Annotated in this window: 9 protein-coding genes; 6 read left to right on the forward strand and 3 right to left on the reverse strand. The window is 71.9% G+C overall.

Annotated elements, in window-relative coordinates; genetic code table 11:
- The 3 genes from GTW67_RS14145 to GTW67_RS14155 all read right to left on the reverse strand — a co-directional run.
- On the reverse strand, window positions 1-334 hold a 334-nt coding region (locus GTW67_RS14145; RefSeq protein ID WP_202437210.1), incomplete at its 3' end, for an acyl-CoA thioesterase.
- A gap of 18 nt (window positions 335-352) precedes the next feature.
- Window positions 353-1,510, reverse strand: coding sequence for an acyl-CoA dehydrogenase family protein (locus GTW67_RS14150; RefSeq protein ID WP_161165169.1), 1,158 nt, complete (start codon window positions 1,508-1,510; stop codon window positions 353-355).
- A gap of 171 nt (window positions 1,511-1,681) precedes the next feature.
- Entirely contained in the window at window positions 1,682-2,281 is a 600-nt protein-coding gene (locus tag GTW67_RS14155) for an SACE_7040 family transcriptional regulator (protein WP_161165170.1), read from the reverse strand.
- A gap of 97 nt (window positions 2,282-2,378) precedes the next feature.
- Between GTW67_RS14155 and GTW67_RS14160 the strand changes: the two genes are divergently transcribed.
- From GTW67_RS14160 to GTW67_RS14185, 6 genes are all read left to right on the forward strand, one after another.
- Complete coding sequence (locus tag GTW67_RS14160; protein WP_161165171.1) at window positions 2,379-3,995, forward strand: carboxyl transferase domain-containing protein; 1,617 nt, start codon at window positions 2,379-2,381, stop codon at window positions 3,993-3,995.
- Window positions 3,996-4,033: 38 nt separating this feature from the next.
- On the forward strand, window positions 4,034-6,058 hold the full coding sequence (locus tag GTW67_RS14165; RefSeq protein WP_161165190.1) for an acetyl-CoA carboxylase biotin carboxylase subunit: 2,025 nt from the start codon (window positions 4,034-4,036) through the stop codon (window positions 6,056-6,058).
- On the forward strand, window positions 6,055-7,002 hold the full coding sequence (locus GTW67_RS14170) for a hydroxymethylglutaryl-CoA lyase (protein ID WP_161165172.1): 948 nt from the start codon (window positions 6,055-6,057) through the stop codon (window positions 7,000-7,002). The genes GTW67_RS14165 and GTW67_RS14170 overlap by 4 nt, the downstream gene beginning before the upstream one ends.
- 5 nt (window positions 7,003-7,007) lie before the next feature.
- Window positions 7,008-8,168, forward strand: coding sequence for an acyl-CoA dehydrogenase family protein (locus tag GTW67_RS14175; RefSeq protein ID WP_161165191.1), 1,161 nt, complete (start codon window positions 7,008-7,010; stop codon window positions 8,166-8,168).
- Window positions 8,169-8,311: 143 nt separating this feature from the next.
- Entirely contained in the window at window positions 8,312-9,358 is a 1,047-nt protein-coding gene (locus GTW67_RS14180) for an ABC transporter substrate-binding protein (protein ID WP_161165173.1), read from the forward strand.
- 31 nt (window positions 9,359-9,389) lie between these two features.
- Window positions 9,390-10,241: a siderophore-interacting protein gene (locus GTW67_RS14185; protein WP_161165174.1), complete on the forward strand. Its 852-nt coding sequence runs from the start codon at window positions 9,390-9,392 to the stop codon at window positions 10,239-10,241.
- The last annotated feature ends 163 nt before the right edge of the window (window positions 10,242-10,404 follow it).

Genomic DNA, 10,404 nt, shown 5'->3' on the forward strand with positions numbered 1-10,404 from the left:
TGTACGTCTGGAAGGACGCCGACAGGGTGAAGATCGGCTTGCCGTGCTGGACGGCGACGACGCGGCGGGTGGTGAAGGAGCGGCCGTCGCGCAGCCGGTCGACGTTGTAGACGATGGGCGCGCCGGGGTCGCCGGTGCGCAGGAAGTACGCGTGCAGGGAGTGCGCGAACCGGTCGGCGGGGACCGTGCGCCCGGCTGCCACCAGGGCCTGGGCGGCCACCTGCCCGCCGAAGACCCGGGGGACGACGGCGGAGCGGGAGTGGCCGCGGTAGATGTCCTCCTCGATCCGCTCCGGGTCGAGCAGATCGAGGAGGGACTGGAGTGCGTCGCTCATGTCCTGTGACCCTTCGGTCTACAGGCCCATGTTCTTCGCGATGATCGACTTCATGATCTCGCTGGTGCCGCCGTAGATGCGGTTGACGCGGTTGTCCGCGTACAGGCGGGCGATCGGGTACTCGTTCATGTACCCGTAGCCGCCGTGCAGCTGGAGGCAGCGGTCGATGACGCGGTGGGCGACCTCGGTGCAGAACAGCTTGGCGCTGGCGGCCTCGGCGGGGGTGAGCTCGCCGGCGTCCAGGGCCTCGGTCGCGCGGTCGGCGACGGCCTCGGCGGCGTCCACCTCGGCCTGGCAGGCGGCGAGCTCGAACTTGGTGTTCTGGAAGTGGGCGACCGGCTTGCCGAAGACGGTGCGGTCCTGCACGTACTGCTTGGCGAAGCGGACCGCGGCCTTGGCCTGGGCGTAGGCGCCGAAGGCGATGCCCCAGCGCTCCGAGGCAAGGTTGTGGCCGAGGTAGGAGAAGCCCTTGTTCTCCTCGCCGAGCAGGTCCTCGACGGGGACCTTGACGTCGACGAAGGCCAGCTCGGCGGTGTCGGAGGTGCGCAGGCCCAGCTTGTCGAGCTTGCGGCCGACCGAGTAGCCCTCGGACTTGGTGTCCACGGCGAACAGGGAGATGCCGTGGCGGCGGTCCTCGGCCGTGGGGGCGGCGGTGCGGGCGCAGACGATCACCTTGTCGGCGTGCACGCCGCCGGTGATGAAGGTCTTGGCGCCGTTGAGGACGTAGTGGGTGCCGTCCTCGGAGAGCTTGGCGGTGGACTTCATGCCGGCGAGGTCGGAACCGGTGCCCGGCTCCGTCATCGCGATGGCCCACATCTCCTCGCCGGTGACGAACTTCGGCAGGAAGCGCTTCTTCTGCTCGTCCGTGGCCAGCATCTTGATGTAGGGCAGCGCGAGCAGCACGTGCACGCCGGAGCCGCCGAACTGGACGCCCGCGCGGGCGGTCTCCTCGTAGAGGACGGCCTCGAACTTGTGGCTGTCCATGCCGGCGCCGCCGAACTCCTCGGGCACGTTGATGCCGAAGATGCCGAGCTCGCCGAGCTTGTAGTAGAACTCGCGCGGCGCCTGGCCCGCGGCGAACCACTCGTCGTAGACGGGGACGACCTCGGCCTCGATGAAGGCGCGGAGGGTCTCCCGGAACGCCTCGTGGTCCTCGTTGAACACCGTACGGCGCACGGCGCCACCTCCAGGGTACGAATATCTAAGCGCTTGCTCAGATGCCACCGTACCGGCGGGTAGTCAGAGGCGTCCAGAGCAGGGCGTGGGTAACCCTCGTCACTCCAGGCATCGCCCTATGCCCACCCACCACCCGACTCGGTCGGCCGAGAGGCGAGGAAGCGCGGAGCCTCACTCCTCCCCCACCGCCGCGAACGCCCCCCGGGCCATCCGGTGCAGCAGGGACGCCGTCACCGTGCGGCCCGGGAGGGAGCCGGGGCGGCCCAGGTGCGGGGTGGAGTTCAGGAGGCCGAAGACCGAGTGGACCGCCGAGCGCGCGCTCGGTTCCGCCACCGCCGGGTACACCTCGCGCACCACCCCGACCCACAGCTCCACGTACTGCCGCTGAAGCTGCCGCACCATCTTGCGGTCGGCGTCCCGGAGGCGGTCCAGCTCGCGGTCGTGCAGGGTGATGAGCGGGCGGTCGTCGAGCGCGAAGTCGATGTGCCCCTCGATCAGCGAGTCGAGGACCGCCTCGGAACCGGCCGACCCGTCCGCCTCCGCCAGCCGCCGCTTCGCCCCGGTCAGCAGCTGTTCGCTGATCCCGACCAGCAGCTCGGCGAGCATCGCGTCCTTGCCGGGGAAGTGCCGGTAGAGGCCGGGGCCGCTGATCCCGACCGCGGCGCCTATCTCGTCCACGCCGACGCCGTGGAAGCCGCGCTCGGCGAACAGGCGGGCGGCCTCCTTGAGGATCTGCTCGCGGCGGGTGGGGGCGTCGGTTCTGATGGCCATGGGATCGATTCTAGACAGGGAGGTTAGCGGTCGTTAACCTGAAGGAAATGCGTTAACGCTCATTAACTGGTCGACCACTGGGTGAGGGGACCGCAGGATGCACGAGGCACCGGAGCTGACGAGCGCGGCAGATCCCGCGTCGGAGGCCTTTCGGGCCAACGAGGAGGCGCACCGCGTCCTCGTGGAGGAGCTGCGCGCCAAGCTGGCCGCGGCCCGGCTCGGCGGCGGGGAGCGGGCGAGGGCCCGGCACACCGCGCGCGGCAAGCTGCTGCCGCGCGACCGGGTGGACACGCTGCTGGATCCGGGCTCGCCGTTCCTGGAGCTGGCGCCGCTCGCGGCCGACGGGCTGTACGACGGAGCGGCCCCGGCGGCCGGCGTCATCGCCGGGATCGGCCGGGTCGGCGGCCGGGAGTGCGTGATCGTCGCCAACGACGCCACGGTCAAGGGCGGCACGTACTACCCGATGACCGTGAAGAAGCACCTGCGGGCGCAGGAGGTGGCGCTGGAGAACCGGCTGCCGTGCCTGTACCTGGTGGACTCGGGCGGCGCGTTCCTGCCGATGCAGGACGAGGTCTTCCCGGACCGCGAGCACTTCGGGCGGATCTTCTACAACCAGGCCCGGATGTCGGGCGCCGGCATCCCGCAGATCGCGGCCGTCCTCGGCTCCTGCACGGCGGGCGGGGCGTACGTCCCGGCGATGAGCGACGAGGCGGTGATCGTCCGCGAGCAGGGGACGATCTTCCTGGGCGGCCCGCCCCTGGTGAAGGCGGCCACCGGTGAGGTGGTGACCGCGGAGGAGCTGGGCGGCGGCGAGGTCCACTCCCGGATCTCGGGCGTCACCGACCATCTCGCCGAGGACGACGCGCACGCCCTGCGGATCGTGCGGCAGATCGTCTCCACCCTGCCCGCGCGCGGCACGCTGCCCTGGAGCGTCGAGCCCGCCGTCGAGCCCAAGGTCGACCCGCAGGGCATCACCGGCGCGGTCCCCGTCGACTCCCGCACGCCCTACGACGTCCGCGAGGTCATCGCGCGCGTGGTGGACGGCTCCCGTTTCGCCGAGTTCAAGTCGGAGTACGGGCAGACCCTGGTCACCGGCTTCGCCCGCATCCACGGCCACCCGGTGGGGATCGTCGCCAACAACGGCATCCTGTTCTCCGAGTCCGCCCAGAAGGGCGCCCACTTCATCGAGCTGTGCGACCAGCGCGGCATCCCGCTGGTCTTCCTCCAGAACATCTCCGGCTTCATGGTCGGCCGGGACTACGAGGCGGGCGGCATCGCCAAGCACGGCGCCAAGATGGTGACGGCGGTGGCGTGCACGCGCGTGCCGAAGCTGACGGTCGTGGTCGGCGGGTCGTACGGCGCGGGGAACTACTCGATGTGCGGCCGGGCGTACTCGCCGCGCTTCCTGTGGATGTGGCCCAACGCCAAGATCTCCGTGATGGGCGGTGAGCAGGCCGCGTCCGTGCTGGCCACGGTCAAGCGGGACCAGCTGGAGGGCCGCGGGGAGGACTGGCCCGCCGAGGACGAGGAGGCGTTCAAGGCGCCGATCCGCGCACAGTACGAGCATCAGGGGAACGCTTACTACGCGACCGCCCGCCTGTGGGACGACGGGGTCATCGAGCCCGCCGACACCCGGCAGGTGCTGGGGCTGGCCCTGACCGCGTGCGCCAACGCGCCACTGGGCGACCCCCAGTTCGGCGTCTTCCGGATGTGAGGAGGGGACCCATGGGAAACACACACGAGGCTTCACGCATGTTCGACACCGTGCTCGTCGCCAACCGGGGTGAGATCGCCGTCCGTGTCATCCGGACGCTGCGCTCGCTGGGCGTGCGCTCGGTGGCGGTCTTCTCCGACGCCGACGCGGACGCCCGGCACGTCCGGGAGGCCGACACGGCGGTACGGATCGGTCCGGCGCCGGCGGCGGAGAGCTATCTGTCCGTCGAGCGGCTCCTTGAGGCCGCCGCCCGCACCGGCGCGCAGGCCGTGCACCCCGGGTACGGGTTCCTCGCCGAGAACGCCGGCTTCGCGCGGGCCTGCGAGGAGGCGGGGCTGGTCTTCATCGGGCCGTCCGCCGACGCCATCGCCCTGATGGGCGACAAGATCCGCGCCAAGGAGACGGTGAAGGCGGCCGGGGTGCCGGTGGTGCCCGGCTCCAGCGGCAGCGGTCTGACGGACGGGCAGCTCGCCGACGCGGCCCGCGAGATCGGCATGCCGGTGCTGCTGAAGCCGTCGGCCGGCGGGGGCGGCAAGGGCATGCGGCTGGTCCGGGACGCGGCCGTGCTGGCCGACGAGATCGCCGCCGCCCGCCGCGAGGCCCGCGCCTCCTTCGGCGACGACACCCTGCTGGTGGAGCGGTGGATCGACCGGCCCCGGCACATCGAGATCCAGGTCCTGGCCGACGGCCACGGGAACGTGGTGCACCTGGGCGAGCGCGAGTGCTCGCTCCAGCGCCGGCACCAGAAGATCATCGAGGAGGCGCCGAGCGTCCTCCTCGACGAGGCCACGCGGGCCGCGATGGGCGAGGCGGCCGTGCAGGCGGCGCGCTCCTGCGGCTACCGGGGCGCGGGCACGGTGGAGTTCATCGTCCCGGGCAACGACCCGTCCTCGTACTACTTCATGGAGATGAACACCCGCCTCCAGGTGGAGCACCCGGTGACCGAGCTGGTCACGGGACTCGACCTGGTGGAGTGGCAGTTGCGGGTGGCGGCCGGTGAGCGGCTCGGGTTCACGCAGGAGGACGTGCGGCTGACCGGGCACGCGATCGAGGCCCGCCTGTGCGCGGAGGACCCTTCGCGGGGCTTCCTCCCGTCCGGCGGCACGGTGCTGCGGCTGCACGAGCCGCAGGGCGACGGTGTCCGCACGGACTCCGGGCTCAGCGAGGGCACCGAGGTCGGCAGCCTCTACGACCCGATGCTGTCCAAGGTGATCGCGTACGGCCCCGACCGCGCCACCGCGCTGCGCAGGCTGCGGGCGGCCCTCGCGGACACGGTGACCCTGGGCGTGCAGACCAACGCCGGTTTCCTGCGCCGCCTCCTCGCCCACCCGGCGGTGGTGGCGGGCGAGCTGGACACGGGGCTGGTGGAGCGGGACGTGGACACCCTCGTCCCGGACGAGGTGCCGGCGGAGGTCTACGCGGCGGCGGCGCTGCTGCGCCGGGCGGCGCGGACACCGGCCGCGCGCACCACCGGCTGGACGGACCCGTTCGACGCCGGGGACGGCTGGCGGCTCGGCGGACAGCGGGCCTGGACCGCGCACCACCTGCGGGTGCCGGGCCGCGACCCGGTCACCGTGCGGGTGCGCAGCACCCCGGACGGCGGGACCGAGCTGCTGCCGGAGGGCGCGGCGGAGCCCCTGCCCGCGTCCGCGGTCACCCGATCGGATGACGGGCACCGGTACACGTTCCGGCTGGACGGCGTCGCCCACACCTTCGCCGCGCTGCCGGACGGCACCTGGCTGGGCCGCGACGGTGACGTCTGGCAGGTGCGCGACCACGACCCCGTCGCCGCCTCGCTGAGCCGGGCCGCCCACGCGGGCGCCGACTCGCTCACCGCGCCCATGCCGGGCACCGTGACGGTGGTGAAGGTCGCCGTCGGCGACGAGGTCGCGGCCGGACAGAGTCTGCTGGTGGTGGAGGCGATGAAGATGGAGCACGTCGTCTCCGCCCCGCACGCCGGCACCGTCACCGAGCTGGACGTGTCCCCCGGCACGACGGTCGCCATGGACCAGGTGCTGGCGGTCATCGCACCGACCGACGAGGGCGAGGAGGAGACGGCGTGAACGCTGCCGCACCGGGCCTGCCCATGGCCGTACCGGCCGAGGGCCTGCCCGCCCGCGTCCGCATCCACGAGGTGGGCGCGCGCGACGGTCTCCAGAACGAGAAGGCGATCGTGCCGGTGGCGGTGAAGGCGGAGTTCGTGCGCCGCCTGGCCGGCACGGGCCTGACCACCATCGAGGCGACGAGCTTCGTGCACCCCACGTGGGTGCCCCAGCTGGCGGACGCCGAGGAGCTGTTCCCGGCGGTCGCGGACCTGCCCGTGGAGCTGCCGGTGCTGGTGCCGAACGAACGCGGCCTCGACCGGGCCCTCGCGCTCGGCGCGCGCCGCGTCGCGGTCTTCGCCAGCGCCACGGAGTCCTTCGCCAAGGCCAACCTCAACCGCTCGGTGGACGAGGCGCTGGCCCTGTACGAGCCGGTCGTGGCGCGGGCGAAGGACGCCGGCGTCCATGTCCGGGGCTACCTCTCGATGTGCTTCGGCGACCCGTGGGAGGGCGCGGTCCCGGTCCCGCAGGTGGTGCGGGTGTGCCGGGCCCTGCTGGACATGGGCTGCGACGAGCTGAGCCTCGGCGACACGATCGGCGTGGCGACCCCGGGCCACGTCGGGGCCCTGCTCACCGCGCTCACCGGCGCCGGCGTCCCCGTGGGCACGCTCGGCGTCCACTTCCACGACACCTACGGCCAGGCCCTGGCCAACACCTTCGCGGCCCTCCAGCACGGCGTGACCACCGTCGACGCCTCCGCCGGCGGGCTGGGCGGCTGCCCGTACGCGAAGTCCGCCACCGGAAATCTCGCCACCGAAGACCTCGTGTGGATGCTGCGCGGCCTCGGCATCGACACCGGGGTCGACCTCGGCTCTCTCGTCGCCACCAGCGTCTGGATGGCCGCCCACCTGGGCCGACCCAGCCCGTCCCGCACCGTACGAGCCCTCTCCCACCAGGAGTCGTGAAGACGATGGACCACAAGCTCTCCCCCGAACTGGAAGAACTCCGCCGTACGGTCGAGGAGTTCGCGCACGACGTCGTCGCGCCGAAGATCGGCGACTTCTACGAGCGGCACGAGTTCCCGTACGAGATCGTCCGGGAGATGGGCCGCATGGGCCTGTTCGGCCTGCCGTTCCCCGAGGAGTACGGCGGCATGGGCGGTGACTACCTGGCGCTGGGCATCGCCCTGGAGGAGCTGGCCCGGGTCGACTCGTCGGTGGCGATCACGCTGGAGGCGGGTGTCTCGCTGGGCGCGATGCCGGTCCACCTGTTCGGCACCGAGGAGCAGAAGCGTCAGTGGCTGCCGCGGCTGTGCGCCGGCGAGATCCTGGGCGCCTTCGGCCTGACCGAGCCGGACGGCGGCTCGGACGCGGGCGCGACGCGCACGACGGCCCGTTTGGACGCCGAGACGGACGAGTGGGTGATCAACGGCACCAAGTGCTTCATCACCAACTCGGGCACGGACATCACGGGCCTGGTCACCGTCACGGCGGTCACGGGACGCAAGCCGGACGGCCGCCCGCTCATCTCGGCGATCATCGTCCCGTCCGGCACCCCGGGCTTCACGGTGGCCGCCCCGTACTCGAAGGTCGGCTGGAACGCCTCGGACACCCGTGAGCTGTCCTTCCAGGACGTCCGGGTGCCCGCGGCGAACCTGCTGGGCGAACAGGGGCGCGGCTACGCCCAGTTCCTGCGCATCCTGGACGAGGGCCGCATCGCCATCGCCGCGCTGGGCACGGGTCTCGCGCAGGGCTGCGTGGACGAGTCCGTCGCCTACGCGAAGGAGCGGCACGCCTTCGGCAAGCCGATCGGGGCGAACCAGGCGATCCAGTTCAAGATCGCCGACATGGAGATGAAGGCCCACACCTCCCGGCTCGCCTGGCGTGACGCGGCCTCCCGGCTGGTGACGGGCGAGCCGTTCAAGAAGGAGGCGGCGCTGGCGAAGCTGTACTCGTCGACGGTCGCGGTGGACAACGCGCGGGACGCCACGCAGATCCACGGCGGCTACGGCTTCATGAACGAGTACCCGGTGGCCCGGATGTGGCGGGACGCCAAGATCCTGGAGATCGGCGAGGGCACGAGCGAGGTCCAGCGGATGCTGATCGCGCGGGAGCTGGGCCTCGTGAGCTGAGCCGACGGGCCGCTCGGACGGGGCCGGACGCCCCTGGACGTCCGCCGGGACGCCCCCGGCCACTGGACAAGATCTGAGGTTAGGCTAACCTATCCCGGAATTGTCCCGCGGATGTCCCGCCCCGTTCGAAAGCGGCCCACACCATGTCCAACGCCAGAGCTGCCCACCTGACCCGCCGCGGAATCCTCGCCGCCGGCGGCGCCCTCGGCCTCGGTGCCGTGCTCGCGGCCTGCGGGGACGACGACGGCAAGAGCGGCGGCTCGGACGGGCAGACGGGTGCCGCCAAGTCCGGCCCCTGGTCGTTCAAGGACGACCGCGGCACCACCGTGAAGCTGGACAAGGTCCCGGTGAACGTCGTCGCCTTCACCGGCGTCGCCGCCGCGCTGTGGGACTACGGCGTCCAGGTCAAGGGCGTCTTCGGCCCCACCACGACCAAGGACGGCAAGCCCGACGTCCAGGCCGGCGACATGGACGTCAGCAAGGTCACCGTCATCGGCAACGAGTGGGGCAAGTTCGACGTCGAGAAGTACGTGGGCCTCCAGCCCGAGCTGCTCGCCTCCACGACGTTCGACACCGCGGGCACCCTCTGGTCGGTCCCCGAGGAGTCCAAGGACAAGATCGCCAAGCTGGCGCCCAGCGTGGCCATCTCGGTCTTCGACCGCCAGCTCACCCAGCCGCTCCAGCGCATGTGGGAGCTGGCCGAGTCGCTGGGCGCGGACATGAAGGCCAAGAAGGTCACCGACGCCAAGGCGGCCTTCGACAAGGCGGCGGCCCGGCTGCGCGCCGCGGCCAAGGCCAAGCCCGAGATCAAGGTGCTGGCCGGCTCGGCGAGCCCGGAGCTGTTCTACGTCTCCGGCACCAACCTCTCCGTCGACCTGGAGTACTTCAAGTCCCTCGGCGTCAACTTCGTCGAGCCCTCCGAGGAGGCCAAGAAGGCCACCGGCGGCTGGTTCGAGAGCCTGAGCTGGGAGAACGTCGACAAGTACCCGGCCGACGTCATCATCATGGACGACCGTTCCTCGACCATCCAGCCCGCCGACATCACCGAGGGCACCTGGAAGCAGCTGCCGGCGGTCAAGGCCGGCCAGGTCATCGCCCGTTCCCCCGAGCCGATCCTGTCCTACGACAAGTGCGCCCCGCTGCTCGACAGCCTCGCCGAGGCCATCGAGAAGGCGAAGAAGGTCAGCTGACCCCGTCCGCCCCGACTCGCAGGAGCCATCCGTGACGACTGCCGTAGCCGCCCCGTTCCGTTTCTTTGCCCTCCAGGTCGTACGGACGAGGCGGCTCGGTCCGTCTCTGACCCGGGTCACCTTCGCCGGGCCCGACCTCGCCGGCTTCCACTCCGACGGACGCGACCAGTCCCTGTCGCTGTTCCTGCCGCACCCCGGCCAGAGCGAGCCCGCGGTACCCGTCGAGCTGGGCGACGGCTGGTGGCAGGGGTGGCGTGAACTCCCGGACGACGTGCGGGCGGTGATGCGCTCGTACACGCTGCGGGACCTGCGCCGGGACGCCCTCGGCAGCACCGTCGAGATCGACATCGACTTCGTCCTGCACGGACTCGGACCCGGGGCCGCCTGCGAGGCGGGCCCCGCCTCCCGCTGGGCCTCCCGCGCCGCGGCCGGCGACCGGGTCCTGCTGCTGGGCCCGGCGATCGCCGACAACCGGGCGATCCGCTTCCGCCCGCCCGAGGACACCGACCTCGTGGTGATCTGGGGCGACGAGACCGCCCTCCCCGCCGCCTCGGCCGCCCTCGAGTCCCTGCCGGCCGGCACCCGCGCCCGGGTGTGGCTCCAGGTCCCGCACGCCGAGGACGTGCAGGAACTGACGACGGCGGCGGACGCCGAGATCACCTGGCTGGTCGGGGCCGGGACCGAGGGCCCCGTGCCCACCCTGCGCGCCGCCCGACTCCCGCCCTCCGCGCACCCGTACGTCTGGATCGCCGGCGAGTCCGGCCGCGTCAAGGAGCTGCGCCGTCACTTCGTGCGCGAGCGCGGCGTCGACCGGCGCCGGGTCACCTTCGTCGGCTACTGGCGACAGGGACTGACGGAGGAACAGCTCCGCGAACAGGGCTGACGGCCGGCACCCGCACCCGCCTCAACTCACCCTCCGTAAAGGGCAGTTGAGGCTAGAGTGACGGCCGTCACGCGCACGCACGCGTTTGGTCAGCGCCAATTAGGTTAGGCTAACCTAAGTCGAAGCCCGGGCTCCGCCCTTTTCCCGCCCCTCTCGGACCGTC

Source organism: Streptomyces sp. SID5910, from assembly GCF_009862125.1.
In the GTDB taxonomy this organism is placed as follows: domain Bacteria; phylum Actinomycetota; class Actinomycetes; order Streptomycetales; family Streptomycetaceae; genus Streptomyces.

What these genes read in the sequence shown, in the direction of transcription:
- GTW67_RS14155 (WP_161165170.1), bottom strand. Translation starts at nt 2,281, where the DNA reads ATGGCCATCAGAACCGACGCCCCCACCCGCCGCGAGCAGATCCTCAAG.
- GTW67_RS14160 (WP_161165171.1), top strand. Translation starts at nt 2,379, where the DNA reads ATGCACGAGGCACCGGAGCTGACGAGCGCGGCAGATCCCGCGTCGGAG.
- GTW67_RS14165 (WP_161165190.1), top strand. Translation starts at nt 4,034, where the DNA reads ATGTTCGACACCGTGCTCGTCGCCAACCGGGGTGAGATCGCCGTCCGT.
- GTW67_RS14175 (WP_161165191.1), top strand. Translation starts at nt 7,008, where the DNA reads ATGGACCACAAGCTCTCCCCCGAACTGGAAGAACTCCGCCGTACGGTC.
- GTW67_RS14180 (WP_161165173.1), top strand. Translation starts at nt 8,312, where the DNA reads ATGTCCAACGCCAGAGCTGCCCACCTGACCCGCCGCGGAATCCTCGCC.